We start from the raw sequence: 17065 nt of genomic DNA, 5'->3' as shown, positions 1-17065 counted from the left end.
TTAATTAACTATAAGGTATTAATCCAAATTTCTCTGGGCTATCCCTTAGTATAAGGTAGATTGCATACGCGTTACGCACCCGTGCGCCGGTCTCATTGTCCGAAGACAACTACCCCTCGACTTGCATGTGTTAGGCCTGCCGCTAGCGTTCATCCTGAGCCAGGATCAAACTCTTCATCGTATTTTTTTTATATTTTTGATGTGTTGTTCAAGACCTCTTAGTTACCTAAAAGCCCTTACTCTTTAATTTTCTGTTAATCCAATATGTCTATGAACTTATTTCTTTCCCTCGCTTGTCTCTCAAAGCGGTTGCAAAAGTAAAACTTCTTTTTGATTCTCACAAATTTAATTTTCAAAAAAATTTAAACCTGATTTTTAAAGAACTTTTGCTTCCTGTTTCGTTTCCGAAACGGATTGCAAAACTACAATCTTTTTTACATCAAATCCAAATTTATTTTTTATAAATTTATCTGTGTTTCCTAATCTTTTTAAGAACGTTTTTGTTTTCAACGGTGCAAATATACCACCGCTTTTTTATGCTATCCTAATTATTTTTAATCTTTTTTTATTGTTATTTTTTTGTTAGCTTAGTGTTAGGTGGTTAGAAATATATTTTAACATTTTGAAGAGGTCAAGATGAAGTTTTAAAACCAACAAAACAGCAACTATTAAACTTTTATTAGAATATTTTGTACATAATTGTGATGATTTAATGAAGCTGAATTTGCGTTAGGGATTATAGCAGATAGCCTTTTGTGGCTTAAATGCCACAAAAGCTATGAGCGAAAAGCCCGACCCGCCCATTAAAAGGCGGGGAACGCCCAAAATACTTTAAACCACTTCTGCAACTACAAAAGTACTTCCGCCAATATATATCATATCATTAATAGAAGCTTTTTGTTTTGCGTGATTTAAAGCTTCGGCTATGGAATTAAAAGCTGTTGCGTTGAATCCGTTTTGAGTTAACTTATCTTTTAAAACGACCGCATATAACCCACGGGGAACATTTGGTTTGGCAACAAAATATTCGGCATTTTTAGGCAAATAAGGCAAAATGGAATCGATGTCTTTATCGTTTACTACACCAAAGACCATAAATAGTTTATCGAATTTTTGCTGATGAACCTGCTGCATTACTATTTCGAGTCCGTTTTTGTTATGAGCGGTATCGGCAACAATCAAAGGTTTTTCAGACAAAACTGTCCATCTTCCTTTTAAACCGGTATTTTTTTCAACATTTAAAAATCCTTTTACAATAGCATCATTAGAAATTTCAAAATGATTCTTTAATAATTGTATTGCCTGATATGCGGTTTTCTTATTATGAAGTTGGTAATTTCCTTTTAAATCGGAATCTAACTCGGGAATATCATCAATTGTCGAAGCAAAATAAATAGGAACATTTTTCAATTTAGCTTCATTTTCAAATACTTTCTTGGTTTCATCAGTAAATTCGCCAATAACAACAGGAATGTTTTCTTTAATGATTCCTGCCTTTTCAAAAGCGATTTCTTCCAGCGTATTTCCTAATAAATTCATGTGATCCCAACCAATATTGGTAATAACACTTAATAAAGGAGTGATGATGTTGGTGGAATCTAAGCGACCGCCCAAACCGACTTCTATAATGGCTACATCGACTTTTTGTTCAGAAAAATACTGAAAAGCCATACCAACTGTCATTTCAAAGAAACTCAATTTATTAGTTTCTAGAAACGAATTATTGTTTTCGATAAAATCAACAACAAATTCTTTAGAAATTTGTTCGCCATTTATACGGATGCGCTCACGAAAATCAACCAAATGCGGCGATGTATATAAACCAACCTTAAAACCAGCTTCTTGCAAAACAGACGCAATTAAAGACGATGTGGAACCTTTACCGTTAGTTCCGCCCACGTGAACGGTTTTAAAATTGCGCTCGGGATGGTTTAAATGAGCCGCAATTTTAAGCGTATTGGTTAAATCTTTTTTAAAAGCACTTGAGCCTATTCGCTGAAACATTGGCAGTTGCGTAAACATCCAATCAATTGTATCTTGATACTTATTCATATATACCAAATTTTGGTTATAATAATTTAATATGTAATATTTTTTTCATTATTTAGCACAAATAATTGTTTTGAAATATTAATCTACAAAAATCATTTTTTTACGCGTTAAATAAAACTTTATGATGACATTTTTTTTACAAGCTGCACCAGACAGTTTAACACAAACCACACAGGCTGTTATAGAAAACGTTACCACAACCAAGGAACTTTCTCTGTTTGAGTTTGTAATGAAAGGCGGTGTGTTTTTAATACCTATTGTAATACTTTTTATTTACACCATTTATCTAACTTTTGAAAGATACTTCTACATTCAAAAATCTGCAAAAAAAACAAGCGAAGGATTAATGGATTCTTTGAAAACCCAACTTAATTCGGGTAATCTGGATTTGGCAGTAGCATCGGTTCAACGCGAAAACACAGCAGAATCTAAAGTTTTACATGAAGGTTTATTGACTATTGGAAGACCCATTTCGGAAATTGAATCAAACATGGAGAAAGTAACCAATATTGAAATTGCCAATATGGAGAAAAAACTGAACCATTTGGGAACTATTGCCGGTATTGCACCTACTTTAGGTTTCGTTGGAACCATTTCGGGGGTTATTAAAATTTTCTATAACATATCTATTACCGAAAATATTAGTATTGCCAATATTTCTGGTGGTTTGTACGAAAAAATGATTAGTAGTGGTGCCGGATTAATTGTTGGTATTATTGCATATGCAGCGTACCACCTTTTAAACGGAAAAATTGATGGTTTTGCTCTACAGTCGCAAAAAATCATTTTAAAATTCATTAACATAATACAGAGACCAAATGGCCATAAAGAGAAGTAGAAGATTTCATGCTGAAGTTGCAACCTCATCGTTAAGCGACATCATGTTTTTTCTGTTACTTTTTTTTATTATCATATCTACTTTAGCCAACCCAAATGTTATTAAAATGACATTACCTAAAGCAGAATCAACAGAAAAAACAAACAAACAGCTAATAACTTTATCTGTTAACGAAAATAAAGAGTTTTTCATTGATAAAGAACCTGTTAATCCGCAAGATTTAGAAGCGCATTTGTTAGCGAAACTTGGCGGAGATAAAACTCAAACTGTTGTTGTTAGAATTCCTTACAACTTACAGGTACAAGATTTAGTAAACGTTTTACAAATTGGTGTTAAGAACAATCTTAAGTTTGTAATTGCTACCAATAAAAACTAAAAAAACTCCTGATCAGCTGATCGGGAGTTTTTTTAATTCTTATCTGTTTCTGCTTAATATTAGAATTCTTTCGTTTGCAATTATTGCAATATAAGCCAAGTAAGTTAATAAAAATTATTAAAGGAATTAAATTGACTAAAAGCCTAAAAAAATAACCCTCTGCAAAGGGAGATAATTTTAGTAATTATTTTATTACAATTTTTTTAGATTGTTCAGCATTATTTGATTTCATTTTTAAAATATACATTCCACTTTTAAATGAAGAAACATTTATAGAACTGTTACTAATATAATTTTTCTGGTAATACACTTGTCTTCCTACAGCGTCGTAAATAGAAATTTCGTTTGTAGAATAATCTGTTGGAAATGTAACAAATAATTCATTGCTAGCTGGGTTTGGAAACACGTTCATTGGAATTGCATCGACTTTATTGGTTGATAACAAATAATTATCTAAAAAAGTAAAAGCAGCCTGCATATTTGGGAAGGGACCAATATGTGTACTGGTATTACCTCCTTGGGCGATACCTGTTGTGGTTAAAATGGTACGTATTTCTGTAGGCGACAAATCATAATTCGATGCTTTTGCTCGAGACAATAATGCTATTACACAACTAGCAACAACGGGTGTTGCAGAGCTTGTTCCGCTAAACATTGTATATGATTGGTTTGGATCATTTGCTAACATAGCATAATCGCCATAACCTGAAGTAAGAACCCCCATTCCCCAACCTTGTACATTTACACGTTGCCCATAGGTGCTAAAATTTAATCTACTGTGAGTAGTATTATTGCTACCTGCACCAACCATTAAAGCTCCCGAATCGCCCCGATTCATGTATGAACTGTAAGCAGTACTATCTAAATTTTGACCTCCGTTTCCGGCTGCAGCCACAATATGAATGCCTGCTGTTGTAGCAGCTTTGGTAGCGTCCCAAATACTATTTACATATTCTGCAGGAACATAATTAGGAGAATTTGTTGTTGAATTCACACCTCCTGTTTGCATTTCATACAAAATTACATCTCCCGCAACAGATGCACTTATAGCCGAATTAATTGCAAACAACCTGTCATAGCCACTTGTTGTATATTCTGGAAAGACTTTAAATTCAGAAATTCCATGCTGCATACCCGTTACCCCGTATGTACCGTTGTGTGCTGCAACAACTCCAGCTGTTGCTGTTCCGTGATCTAACCAACTTAAATTTACAAGTGAACTGATTGGTAATTGGTTAGAAAATTTAGGATCTGTTAGTTCTTCATGTGTAACAGACATACCATATTCCACATCACGCACACGAATACCTTGACCAAACACACCTTGATTCCATGCATATTGCATATTAACTCCAGGATTTGCTTGAATGTAGGTTTGGTTTTGAAAATAATTAGGTGTTGTTGGCGGAATATCTACTGAAGGTGGTGCAATAGGTGTTAGTGAATTTAGTTCAGCATAACGTACAAATGAAAAACCTTCTAATTGTTCTGCCAATTTGTATAATTCATTATTAGGTAAATCGTTATTAACAACATACAATCCTTTTAAAACCAATACTGCTTCATCGCTTTCAGAATATCTTATAGCATCTTCTCTCAGCTTATTAAAATGTTCATCGTTCCATTGAAAAGCAACTTCTATTTGAAGTTTATTAGTATCTACAAAATTTTTAAATTCTTTGTTGTTTTCATAATAATAATCTATAATTTCTTGCGCTTGTTCTGGAACTTCAAAAGAAACTAATAGTTGGTGCTTTTCTTGATTTAACAATTTAAATTGTCCTTTTCGGTTTTGTGCGTAACTATTAAAACCAGCTATCACAACTAAAATTAAAAGTATTTTTTTTCTCATGTTAAATTTAATAAAAAAAGTAACCATATATTTATTATTTCTTAAGATAATAAACAACCGCTTTTATCTCTTTATCTGTCATTTTAAAATGATGAATGTAGTCATTATTACTCCATTCATCTTTAATTTTGATAGCCAATTCATTTTTATGTTGAATTAAGCTGTCTTGATGATTGATATAATCCCTTAAAAAAGATAATTCGTATTTGTTATTTTGAATATTTCCCGCTAGAAAATTATCGTTGGCTTCTTTAGAACCATGACATTCCAAACAAAATTTTGAATAAAGAATTTCGCCTGTTTTTTCAAATTTTTGTGAGTTGTATTCTATTAGTAAATTTCTATTATCTTCTTTAGAACGATTACAACAAATGAGAAGAAAAGGGATTATCATAACTATAATTTTTTTCATCATACAAATTGTTCAATTTAAAAAGGAATTATTGTTTTTAATTCTTTAAATGTACTTTTTTCAAAAATAAATAAAACAACATAACTTCCGGCACCATCAGAATTTAATGAACTTATATACAAAACATCCTTTTTTTTATCATAATTAATCTCGATATATTTGAAATCATTTGCTTGTTCAATAATTGTTGGTTGAAACAAATTTTCTAATAATTCTTGTGGAACTTCTAAATCTTTTCCTTTGATTTTAACCTTAATAAACTTGTAAGAACTATTTGGCAAACCACCATCGGTTCCCCAAATGGGTTTATTTTTATAGGCGTAATAAAACCCGTCTTTTTTACTAAACTTAGTACTATTTTTTGTGGAATTAAATGTTTGAATAGCAATTTCTACTTCTATTTTTTCTATATCATTCTTAAAAAAAACCGTATTATCTGCAGATTTTTGGTATTCTATTTTCTTAAAGTCCGAGACCAATTTTAATCTTGAAGAATGTATATAACCTGTAATTTGATCTTGTGCATTATTTTCATAAAACACATACAACCAATTGCTAACTGAAAATTCATCGGGATTTAAATAAACAATATCGTTGTCTTTAATTTTTCCTACAATTTTTGCTTTAGCGTTTGCTTTTTCACGCACATTAACATAACCGTCGGTATCTTTAATTATTGCAAACTGCGCATAATTAAAATAGGGTATCAACAATAAAATTAAAACAATTATTCTTTTCATAAAATTGCACTATTGATCTAATTTACCATAAAAAAACCACCTTAAAAAGATGGTTTCATATAATTTATTTCTTCTTTGCTCTGCGTTCTCTTGCAATCAACGTATTTTTCATTAACATGGCAATGGTCATTGGACCAACACCACCTGGAACCGGTGTAATCCACGATGCTTTTTCGGCAACTTCGTTAAAAGCCACATCGCCTTTAATTACGTAACCTTTTGCATTGGTGTCATCGGCAACACGGGTAATTCCAACATCAACAATCACAGCGCCTTCTTTAATCATTTCTGCTTTTAAAAACTCAGGAACTCCCAATGCGGTAATTACAATATCGGCTTCACGAGTTATTTCTTCTATATTTTGCGTTGCAGAATGCGTTAAGGTAACGGTTGCATTTCCCGGATACGCTTTGCGGCTCATTAACAAACTCATGGGTTTACCAACAATATTAGATCGACCAATAACTACTACATTTTTACCTTTTGTTTCGATTTTGTTACGTTCTAACAACTGTAAAATTCCGAAAGGTGTTGCAGGAATGAACGATTCCAATTCCAATGCCATACGTCCGAAGTTTTCAGGATGAAAACCATCAACATCTTTATCAGGATCAACAGCGTTTAAAACCTTTTGTTCATCAATATGCTTTGGCAAAGGCAATTGAACGATAAATCCGTCGATATCGTCATTATTATTCAGTTCATAGATTTTAGCCAAAAGTTCTTCTTCTGTAGTTTCTTCGGGCAACGAAACCAAGGTAGAATCAAAACCAATTTTTTCGCAAGTTTTTACTTTACTACCCACATAAGTTAAACTTGCACCGTTGCTACCAACCAAAACAGCAGCTAAATGTGGTACTTTCTCACCGCGTGCTTTAATTTGAGCTACTTCGGAAGCAATTTCGTTTTTAATTTCTTCCGATACTTTTTTACCGTCTAATAATTGCATTGTTGTGTTGTTTAGGAATTTAAAAAACTACAAGATTTTAAAACCTTGCAGGTTTGATTTTATTAGGATTTATTTTTTGGACTTCTTGACTACGCTCGAAGTGACAAGATGTTTATTTTAAATTTTTGACTTTCGATTGGCAATCTATTACATTCCCATGCCTTTCATCTGCCCCATCATACGCATAAGATTTTTACCTTGTGCTCCTTGCATCATCTTCATCATTTTGCTCATTTGATCGAATTGTTTCAACAATTGATTTACCTGCTGAATATCGGTTCCCGAACCTTTTGCAATACGCTGTTTACGTTTAGCGTCTAACAAAGTTGGTTTTTTACGTTCTGCCGGAGTCATAGAATGGATAATTGCTTCGATATGTTTAAAAGCATCGTCTTCAATTTCGATATCTTTCATTGCTTTACCAACTCCAGGAATCATTCCAACAAGATCTTTCATAGATCCCATTTTCTTAACCTGTTGAATTTGACTTAAGAAGTCATCGAAACCAAATTCGTTTTTAGCGATTTTCTTCTGAAGCTTTCTTGCTTCTTCTTCATCGTACTGAGCTTGTGCACGTTCTACTAACGAAATAACGTCACCCATTCCCAAAATACGATCTGCCATACGATCTGGGTAAAACACATCAATCGCATCCATTTTTTCGCCCGTACCAATAAATTTGATAGGTTTGTTTACAATCGATTTAATAGAAATTGCAGCTCCACCACGAGTATCACCATCTAACTTTGTTAAGATAACTCCGTCAAAATTCAAACGATCATTAAAAGCTTTAGCAGTATTAACAGCATCTTGCCCTGTCATAGAATCTACAACAAACAAAGTTTCGTGTGGTTTAATGGCTGCGTGAACGTTTGCAATTTCGTTCATCATTTCTTCATCAATTGCCAAACGACCAGCAGTATCGACAATCACCACGTTGAATCCATTTTTCTTGGCATGCTCAATCGCATTTGTTGCAATAGAAACCGCATTTTTGTTTTCAGGTTCAGAATAAACCTCAACGCCAATTTGATCTCCCACAACATGCAACTGGTTAATTGCCGCAGGACGGTAAATATCACAGGCAACCAATAACGGTTTCTTTGTTTTTTTAGTTTTTAAGAAGTTTGCCAGTTTTCCGGAAAAAGTTGTTTTACCAGAACCTTGTAAACCCGACATTAAAATTACCGTTGGATTTCCCGAAAGATTTACACCAACAGCATCGCCACCCATTAATTCGATTAATTCGTCTTTTACGATTTTAACCATTAACTGACCTGGTTGCAGGGTTGTTAAAACGTCTTGACCAATTGCTTTTTCTTTTACTTTATTGGTAAAATCTTTGGCAATTTTAAAGTTAACGTCGGCATCTAACAACGCACGACGTACTTCTTTTAAAGTCTCGGCAACGTTAACTTCTGTAATTTTTCCGTGACCTTTTAATATATGAAAGGCTTTGTCTAGTTTATCGCTTAAATTATCGAACATACTTTTTCTTATTGAAACTAAAGGGCAAATATACAATAAAGTAGAAGATGTGTCAAGATTTTGTTTGTTAGATGATAAATGCTAGCGCATTCTAAACTAAAAATGTTTATTAGAGAAAGTAAGAACTATATTCCAAAAAACTTTTTATCATCTTTTAACTCTATAAATATTCCCGAAGCAATTACTGGTAAATAATAACCTAAACTTATAAGTATAAAACCCTTATCATCATAAAACTGATAAAAATTAATGAATATTGCAACAAGCAAAATCATCATTAAAATACCTTTAGCTAACATCGTGCTATATAAGAATTTCCGAAAAATTAGATAAGTGATGATATAAAGAATTAAAAATGGTATAATTTTGAAATAGAAAAAAATAAAATAAAAAATAGTTAACCCAACCCAAGTTCCAGCAACATCTATCCCATGTACAATATCAACTTTTATACTACCAATAATAAATATTACAAATGTTACCAATATAGGAGAGCCTATCAAAACGGAAAGCCAATTCAAAATTAAATAAGTCCATTTCATAAATATTTCTTTTTTAGAATTCTAAAAATAATAAAAATTTAGGACAAAAAATACTTCTCCACTACGCTGGAAGGACAGTATCTACTAATAAAAATGCCGCTCTAACGAACGGCATTTTATATTTTACATTCTGTTTGGAACATTAATTCCCAGTAAAGCAAAAGCATTTTTAATGGTTTGCCCTACTTTGTCTGATAATTGTACTCGGAATACTTTTTTGTCGTGATCTTCTTCTCCTAAAATAGAAACCGACTGATAAAAAGAGTTGTATTCTTTAACCAAATCGTAGGTATAGTTGGCGATTAATGCCGGACTATATGTTTTTGCTGCCTGCTGAATTACTTCAGGAAACTGCGCTAAGTTTTTAATTAGTTCTTTTTCCTTTTCATGTAATTTTTCTATTTGGATATCTTGTGAATAGTCAAAATCAGCTTTACGTAAAATAGACTGAATACGTGCATAAGTGTATTGGATAAAAGGTCCTGTGTTTCCTGCAAAATCTACAGACTCTTTAGTATCAAACAAAATACGCTTTTTAGGATCCACCTTTAAAATATAATATTTCAAAGCGCCCAAACCAATCATTTTATGCAGACTGTCTTTTTCTTCGTTCGACAAACCTTCTAACTTACCTAATTCTTCCGAAATTTCTTTGGCAGTAACGGTCATATCGTTCATTAAATCATCGGCATCAACAACGGTTCCTTCACGCGATTTCATTTTTCCCGAAGGTAAATCAACCATTCCATACGATAAATGATACAAATGTTCAGCCCAATCGTAACCCAGTTTTTTAAGTATCAGAAACAACACTTTAAAATGGTAATCTTGTTCGTTCCCAACAGTGTAAACCATTCCGCCAACATCAGGAAAATCTTTTACACGCTGAATTGCCGTTCCAATATCCTGCGTCATGTAAACCGAAGTTCCGTCTGAACGCAACACTAATTTTTCGTCTAATCCATCTGGTGTTAAATCAATCCAAACCGAATTATCTTCTTTTTTATAGAAAATTCCTTTTGCTAAACCTTCTTCAACCACATCTTTCCCTAACAAATAGGTATTGCTTTCGTAATAATTACAGTCAAAATCTACTCCTATGTTTTTATAAGTCGCTTCAAAACCGGCATAAACCCAACTGTTCATTTTCTCCCAAAGCGCCACAACCTGCTCATCGCCTGCTTCCCATTTACGAAGCATTTCTTGAGCTTCTAACATTAAAGGAGCTTGTTTTTTAGCTTCGTCTTCGGTTAATCCTTTTTCTATTAACTGATTGATTTCTTCTTTATACGCTTTATCAAATTCTACATAATAATTGCCAACCAGCTTATCGCCTTTTAATCCGGTAGATTCCGGCGTTTCGTTGTTTCCGAATTTTTCCCAAGCCAACATCGATTTGCAGATATGAATTCCACGATCGTTAATCACCTGTGTTTTGTATACTTTTTTGCCCGAAGCTTTTAAAATTTCGGCTACAGAATATCCTAACAAAACATTACGAACATGCCCTAAATGCAAAGGTTTATTGGTGTTTGGCGACGCATATTCTACCATTACCGCTTTTGTATCACTGTTGGTTTGTTGGTATCCGTATGATTTATTCTCTAAAATAGAATTAAAAAACTGGCTGTAATAACTGTCGCTAATAACAATATTTAAAAAGCCTTGTACCACGTTGAATTTTGTAACCAAATCAACATTTTCTACAAGGTACTCGCCTATTTTGTTTCCTATTTCGGCAGGATTTCCCTTTAACTGTTTTACCAACGGAAAAACCACCATTGTAACGTCTCCTTCAAAATCCCTGCGCGTAGCCTGAAATTCCACTCGGTCGATTGTTAAATCGAACAATTGTTGAACTGCTTGCTTAATGTACGGCGTTAAAATTTCTTGTAAAGACATTGTTTTAAATTTTTAATTAAGGTGCAAAGATAAAACTTTTCGGCGGCTTTTAATTTACTAAAACACGGTGCAGAATTTTTTTTTATTTGGGTGTAACATTTTAAATCAACCGCACACTAATTCATCAAACAATAAATTAAGCAGCAACCTATTTTGGTGAACGCTAAAAATCTTACAAAATAAAGACAAAAATGAAAAAGAAGTATTTAACCTTATCGTTGCTTTTGGCTGTATCGGTTAGCTCATGGGCGCAACAACCGGCGACAGGTAACGGAACCGTGAAAGGAAAAGTTTCCGAAAAATCGACCAAAAATGCGGTTGGTTTTGCATCGGTAGCTATTTCGGCAAACGGTCAAATTATTTCGGGCGATTTGACTGACGAAGACGGATCGTTCACAATTACCAACCTTCCAAATTCTCAAGTGGAAGTTTCGGTAGAATATATCGGTTTTAAAACCTACAAGAATACGATTGATTTATCGACCGAAAAAACGATTGATCTTGGAATGATTTCTTTAGAAGTGGACGAAGAAGTTTTAGATGCCGTTGTGATAAACGCAGAACGCAGCACCATGGAGCAGCTCGTTGACCGTAAAGTGATTCGTGTAGGGAAAGATTTATCTACCGCAGGGGCAACAGCATCGGATATCATGAACAATATTCCGTCGGTAAACGTTGATCAAGATGGAAATATTTCTATGCGCGGAAACGAAAATGTTCGTGTTTTGATTGATGGAAAACCTACGCATTTAGATCCTAAAACGTTGTTAAAGCAGATTCCTTCTAATTCAATAGATAAAATTGAGTTGATTACCAATCCGTCCGCAAAATACAATCCGGAAGGTATGAGTGGTATGATCAATTTTGTATTGAAGAAAAACATGCAGGATGGTTTTAACGGAAGCTACAACGGAAATATTACGTTTGCAAGAGTTCCAAAATTTAACCAAGGGATTGATTTAAACTACCGCAAAGGAAAAGTAAACTTTTTTGGAAACTACAATTATTCGGATCAAAAAACCTTGAACGGCGGTGTAATGACGCAGTTAGACGATAACAGCCAGCAAATTTTCGATATTGTAAACGATAATAAAGTACACACTTTTAAAGTTGGTTTTGATATTTATGCGAACGATAAAAACACGTTTTCGTTATACACCAACCAAACCTATGCTGATGGAATTGGAACGGTTGACAATACCATTTCGTACCCAAGCAGTCCGTTGTTGTTACAAACCGATCAATACGAAGGCGCAAATAAATCGCAAATTTACAATGCTGCCTATAAAAAATTATTTGCAAAAGCAGGTCAAACCTTAGATTTTGAAGTGAATTACAGCAAAACCAACGACGACCAAAACGGAAACTTCGGTATTGCAGGAAATTCGCCAACAAATTACAACGATAACAGCAACAATACGGTTGATGCGGTGCAGGCGAATTTAGATTACGTACATCCGTTCAATGAAAAAACCAAGTTAGAAGTTGGTGCAGAATATCGTACCACTACGATTGATAATACCTACAGAACGACCAACATTATTGGTAACCAAACCGATTTTGAATACAAAATGGATATTGCATCGGCTTACGCAACTTTTGGTTCGAAGTTCGATAAATGGGGCTATCAAATTGGTGCCCGATTGGAAAAATACAATGTAGAAGCCGATTATCTTATTGCTTCGGAAGCGGCGAATTTTAAAGATGATTATTTAACAGTGTATCCATCGGCATTTTTAAGCTATACTCCTACTCAGACTGATTTCTTCCAAATTAGCGCAAGCCGCCGTGTAGATCGTCCGAATGTTTGGCAAACCAGACCAATTCGCGATTACAGTACGCCGCGTGTGGTACAAATCGGTAATCCGGAATTACGTCCACAATTTACCAATTCGGTTGAATTTAACTACACAAAAGTATTGGGTGTGAAAGGAAGTGCAACTTTGGGAGCTTATTACCGCATGATTAACGACCCAATTGAACGTACGTTTTATTTAGATACAAGTTCACCTGAAGCTATTGCAGAAAGAAAAATGGTTATGAGCTACGGCAACTTTGACGAAGCTACTGCTTATGGTGCCGAACTTTCTGCAAACTACAAACTTACCAAATGGTGGGATGTACAACCAAGTGTGGAATATTATTACAGAAACCAACGTGGTATTGTTACGGTTTTAAATCCGGATACAAACGAAGCCGAATTACAGCAGCGCGAAGTTAACAACGGCGTGTTTAACAGCCGTTTAAACAACAACTTTAAAATTACCAACCAATTACGTGCATCGTTATTTGGTTTTTATCGTGGCGATGCTGTGGGCGTAAACGGTACTATGAAAGCAATGTATAAAATTGATGCCGGCGTTCGTTACAGTTTCTGGGAAAACACAGCTAATGTAAGTTTACGTTTCAACGATATCTTTAACAATATGAGAGCTCAATTTGAAGGCGATGCCCCTTACCGCCAAACAGGAAACTTTACATGGGAAAGCCAATCGTTATTTGTCGGTTTCCAATACATGTTCGGATCTGGGAAAAACCGAGCATTACAACGTAAAGCCCGCGATAACAACGAGGTTCAAAAATCAGGAGGATTCTTCTAAAAACACCAGCCGATTGAGTGAAAATTCAGTCGGTTTTTTTATTCTGTTAAAAAATCTTATTTTCGTATTTAACCAAATTCTTAAAAATGATCATAGAAACACATGAACTGAGCTTTCAGTTCAACAAGTATCACAAACTATTAGATAAAGTATCGATACAAGTTCCCGAAAAAAGCATTTACGGATTTTTAGGACCAAACGGCGCAGGAAAATCAACTACTATTCGATTGATAACAGGGTTATTGGGTGAGCAAAATCCAGGGCAAATTTCATTATTCGGAAAACCTTTAGAAGAACAACTTCCTTTCGCCTTCTCGCAAATTGGCTGTATTATTGAAACTCCTACTTTGTACGGGCATTTAACCGGGTTGGAACATTTAAAATTTGTTGCAAAATTGCAGAATACCGACGAGTCTAAATTTAACGAAGTGTTAGATTTGGTAGGGTTAGATCATGCTAAAAACATTAAATCTAAAAAATATTCGTTGGGAATGAAGCAGCGTTTAAGCATTGCAATGGCATTGATTAACGATCCTAAATTATTGATTTTAGATGAACCCGTAAACGGATTGGATCCACAAGGAATCATAGAAATGCGTTTGTTGCTTCAAAAACTGAATCGCGAAAAAGGCATTACCATTTTTATATCGAGCCATATTTTAGCCGAAGTTGAAAAACTGTGTACACACGTTGGTATTTTGTACAACGGAATTCTTCAGTTTCAAGGTACAATGAGCGATTTAAAAGCAAAGAACAGTCATGCTTCTATTTTGGTTGAAGTTGGTAATTTAGATCAACATTTAAATCTTATCAAACAAAATTATGATGATTGTGTTCAGATTAGCGAAAACGAAATTCAACTTAAATTTTCAAGCAAAGAAGAAATTCCGACTTTCGTTAACTTTTTAGCACAACACAATGTATCGGTTTATAAAATTCAACCACAAGGCGGTTTAGAAGAATGGTTTATTGATTTAACTAAACAAATAAAAACACTATGATGAAATTTTTTAAAGCTTTTGCAGCCGAAAATATAAAACTTAAACACTCGGGCATTCGTACTACTGCATTCATATTAGCTGTAATTCCGTTTTTAATAAGTACTGGCGTAAGTATTTACAAATATTTTACTGAAAAAGCAGAAGCTACCGATCCAGTTTATATCTTTTTTGATACTTATAATTTAGCAGTAAAACCATTTATTGGTTTGTTTTATCCGCTAATAATTATTGTAACTGCTTCTAGAATTGCACAGTTAGAACATAAAAATAACACTTGGCAGCTAATGGAAACGCAGCCGGTGAAAAGAGCATATTTATTTAATGCAAAATTTTTTAAAGCTTACCAAATTTGCTTTTATAGTATTATTTTGTTTATGCTAAGTATTGTTGCATCAAGTTTATTAAGTTACCTGCTTAACCCTAAAAACGATTTGTATATCTTAAATATTGACTGGTTGTTTTTATTACAAATTACCTTAAGCTTAACCTTAGGAACTGCATTTTTATTGGCACTTATTTATGTAGTTTCGGTACGCTTTTCAAATATATTTATATCAATTATTATTGGTTTTGGTTTGTTACTTGTAGCACCTATACTAACCTTTCTTAAATTATTACCTAAGTGGTTTCCCACAATAATCTTAGAAAATAGTATTAACGTACAAAGCGATTTAGGCTATTGGTTTACTTACAACGAATATTTAAGTATTATTGCCATGGTAATCATTTTGTTTATTGCTACTTTTTGGTATGTATATAAAAATAAAAAATGGTGGATTACTAATAAAAGTTCTGTTTTAATTAATTATGCCGTACCTGTATTGGTATTGTTTGGCTTTTTTTTATATGTGAACCATCCTACTCAAATACTGCAAAGCAACGAAACAGTTATTAAAGGTACAGTTCCAGAAAATTCTATGATTAGTACGATTTATCTTTTAGATGGAACAATGAACGATACCTTACAAACCATTGAAGTAAAAGGCAACCATTTCCATAAGGTTATTATAGATGATTTGCCTTTGAAAAAATACCGTTTGGCTTGGTGGAGTGATAAAGGAGAAGCACAGGCATCTGTTTTGCTCTCTAAAAATGATGTAGTAGAAATTCAGTTTCCAGACGAAACTAAAGGTCAAGACTTTAAAATTTTAGGAACGCGTTTAGCAGAAAACTCGTTAAATGTAAAACTTGGCGACGATCTTGGTTATATTAAACAATTAGCCGATAAAGGAAGTGAAGACAATGCCGAACTTATTATTATGCTTTTAAAAGACAGTTATAAGAAGGATTTAAAAACAGTAAATAAGTTCCATACAAGCGATAATTATGTTATAAGAGATGATTATACCGAAATTATTAAGAACGAATTATATTACAAATACAATTTAATTTGGATGCAATATAAGGATGCTTTAGTAAGATCTAATCCAAAAAACGAATATAAAGACAAGAGTATTCAGGATGTTTTAAACATTGATTTTAAACCAAACGAAGATTTTATAGCAAAAGCGGAAAATACAGAGTATTACCGTTTTAAAATTTACGAATTGTTAAGTAAAGATACTTCTGACGGAGATATTTTAACGAAATACAGAAACGGTCTGGGTAGTTTGAAGAACCCGACTTTGGAAACGCAATTGGCAAAAATTATTTTAGAAGACAAGCTTCCAAATGTGAATGATTTAAACGAAATAAATCGTTACGAAGAATTGTTTCTTCCTCTTATAAAAGACCAGCGAACGCATACTTACTATTCAAAATTCATCAATGATAAAAAACGCTTAACAATAGGTAGCAAGGCGCTGGCATTTGAAGCAATAACGACTGACAATCAACCAAAAAACCTTGCAGATTACAAAGGTAAATTTGTTGTTTTAGATTTTTGGGCAAGTTGGTGTGGTCCGTGTATTTATCAGGCAGATTATTTTGAAAAACACGCTATTGAATATAATAAACGCGGCGATGTAGTGTTTGTTTCGTTAAGTATCGATCAAAAAGAAAGTGCTTGGCGTAAAAAAGTAAAATTAAACGATAAAAATGTAATACAGTTATATGCAAAAAATCAAAAAGCTTTAAATGATTTTTACCGATTAAGCTCTATTCCACGCTTTATTTTCATTGATCCTGAAGGAAAAATAATCAACAGTAATTTTCCTTTCCCAGACGATGCTAACTTTAAAGTTATGCTGGATCAGGTTCTTCCTAAAAAACAATAAACAAAGAGGCTGTCTAAAAAGGTCTTTGGTATAATCCCCGACATGTTTTTTGTCGGGGATTTTTTTTATTGTCCTCAAATTTTGTTAACTTGAGGTT

The 17065-nt window shown here is 33.6% G+C and carries 13 protein-coding genes and 1 rRNA gene; 5 read left to right on the top strand and 9 right to left on the bottom strand.

Annotated elements, in window-relative coordinates; translation table 11 throughout:
- Window positions 1-181: ribosomal RNA gene (locus BM253_RS16145) — 16S ribosomal RNA — on the bottom strand; the annotation flags it as partial.
- A gap of 650 nt (window positions 182-831) precedes the next feature.
- Entirely contained in the window at window positions 832-2052 is a 1221-nt protein-coding gene (locus tag BM253_RS16140) for a bifunctional folylpolyglutamate synthase/dihydrofolate synthase (RefSeq protein ID WP_091526365.1), read from the bottom strand.
- Between the two features lie 124 nt (window positions 2053-2176).
- Between BM253_RS16140 and BM253_RS16135 the strand changes: the two genes are divergently transcribed.
- Both BM253_RS16135 and BM253_RS16130 read left to right on the top strand, forming a co-directional pair.
- Window positions 2177-2890 (top strand): MotA/TolQ/ExbB proton channel family protein, encoded by a 714-nt coding sequence (locus tag BM253_RS16135; protein ID WP_091526363.1) that lies wholly within the window; start codon window positions 2177-2179, stop codon window positions 2888-2890.
- Complete coding sequence (locus BM253_RS16130) at window positions 2871-3266, top strand: ExbD/TolR family protein (protein WP_091526361.1); 396 nt, start codon at window positions 2871-2873, stop codon at window positions 3264-3266. The genes BM253_RS16135 and BM253_RS16130 overlap by 20 nt, the downstream gene beginning before the upstream one ends.
- Before the next feature lie 184 nt (window positions 3267-3450).
- Here the strand turns inward: BM253_RS16130 and BM253_RS16125 are convergent, their stop codons facing one another.
- From BM253_RS16125 to argS, 7 genes are all read right to left on the bottom strand, one after another.
- On the bottom strand, window positions 3451-5118 hold the full coding sequence (locus BM253_RS16125) for a S8 family peptidase (RefSeq protein WP_177205811.1): 1668 nt from the start codon (window positions 5116-5118) through the stop codon (window positions 3451-3453).
- Window positions 5119-5152: 34 nt separating this feature from the next.
- The gene (locus BM253_RS16120) at window positions 5153-5533 is read right to left on the bottom strand and encodes a c-type cytochrome (RefSeq protein WP_143095693.1); all 381 of its coding nucleotides are present in this window, start codon (window positions 5531-5533) and stop codon (window positions 5153-5155) included.
- A 14-nt stretch (window positions 5534-5547) separates the two neighbouring features.
- Window positions 5548-6270, bottom strand: coding sequence for an SH3 domain-containing protein (locus BM253_RS16115; protein ID WP_091526355.1), 723 nt, complete (start codon window positions 6268-6270; stop codon window positions 5548-5550).
- Between the two features lie 64 nt (window positions 6271-6334).
- On the bottom strand, window positions 6335-7219 hold the full coding sequence (locus BM253_RS16110; protein WP_091526353.1) for a bifunctional 5,10-methylenetetrahydrofolate dehydrogenase/5,10-methenyltetrahydrofolate cyclohydrolase: 885 nt from the start codon (window positions 7217-7219) through the stop codon (window positions 6335-6337).
- Window positions 7220-7366: 147 nt separating this feature from the next.
- Entirely contained in the window at window positions 7367-8707 is a 1341-nt protein-coding gene (gene ffh / locus BM253_RS16105) for a signal recognition particle protein (protein ID WP_091526352.1), read from the bottom strand.
- A gap of 125 nt (window positions 8708-8832) precedes the next feature.
- Window positions 8833-9249 (bottom strand): hypothetical protein, encoded by a 417-nt coding sequence (locus tag BM253_RS16100; protein ID WP_091526350.1) that lies wholly within the window; start codon window positions 9247-9249, stop codon window positions 8833-8835.
- A gap of 123 nt (window positions 9250-9372) precedes the next feature.
- Window positions 9373-11151 carry an arginine--tRNA ligase gene (argS, locus tag BM253_RS16095; RefSeq protein ID WP_091526348.1) on the bottom strand — a complete coding sequence of 593 codons (1779 nt, stop codon included), beginning with the start codon at window positions 11149-11151 and terminating at the stop codon, window positions 9373-9375.
- Window positions 11152-11342: 191 nt separating this feature from the next.
- Here argS and BM253_RS16090 point away from each other — a divergent pair, with 191 nt between their 5' ends.
- The 3 genes from BM253_RS16090 (at window position 11343) to BM253_RS16080 (ending at window position 16968) form a co-directional block, all read left to right on the top strand.
- Window positions 11343-13751 carry a TonB-dependent receptor gene (locus BM253_RS16090; RefSeq protein ID WP_091526346.1) on the top strand — a complete coding sequence of 803 codons (2409 nt, stop codon included), beginning with the start codon at window positions 11343-11345 and terminating at the stop codon, window positions 13749-13751.
- 86 nt (window positions 13752-13837) lie between these two features.
- On the top strand, window positions 13838-14752 hold the full coding sequence (locus BM253_RS16085; protein WP_091526344.1) for an ABC transporter ATP-binding protein: 915 nt from the start codon (window positions 13838-13840) through the stop codon (window positions 14750-14752).
- Window positions 14749-16968, top strand: a complete 2220-nt coding sequence (locus BM253_RS16080; RefSeq protein ID WP_091526342.1) for a redoxin family protein — start codon at window positions 14749-14751, stop codon at window positions 16966-16968. Before BM253_RS16085 ends, BM253_RS16080 begins: the two co-directional genes overlap by 4 nt.
- Window positions 16969-17065 lie beyond the last annotated feature (97 nt).

Origin of the sequence: Paenimyroides ummariense (genome assembly GCF_900115115.1) — a bacterium.
GTDB lineage: Bacteria > Bacteroidota > Bacteroidia > Flavobacteriales > Flavobacteriaceae > Flavobacterium > Flavobacterium ummariense.
This window is presented reverse-complemented; position numbering and strand designations above follow the sequence as displayed.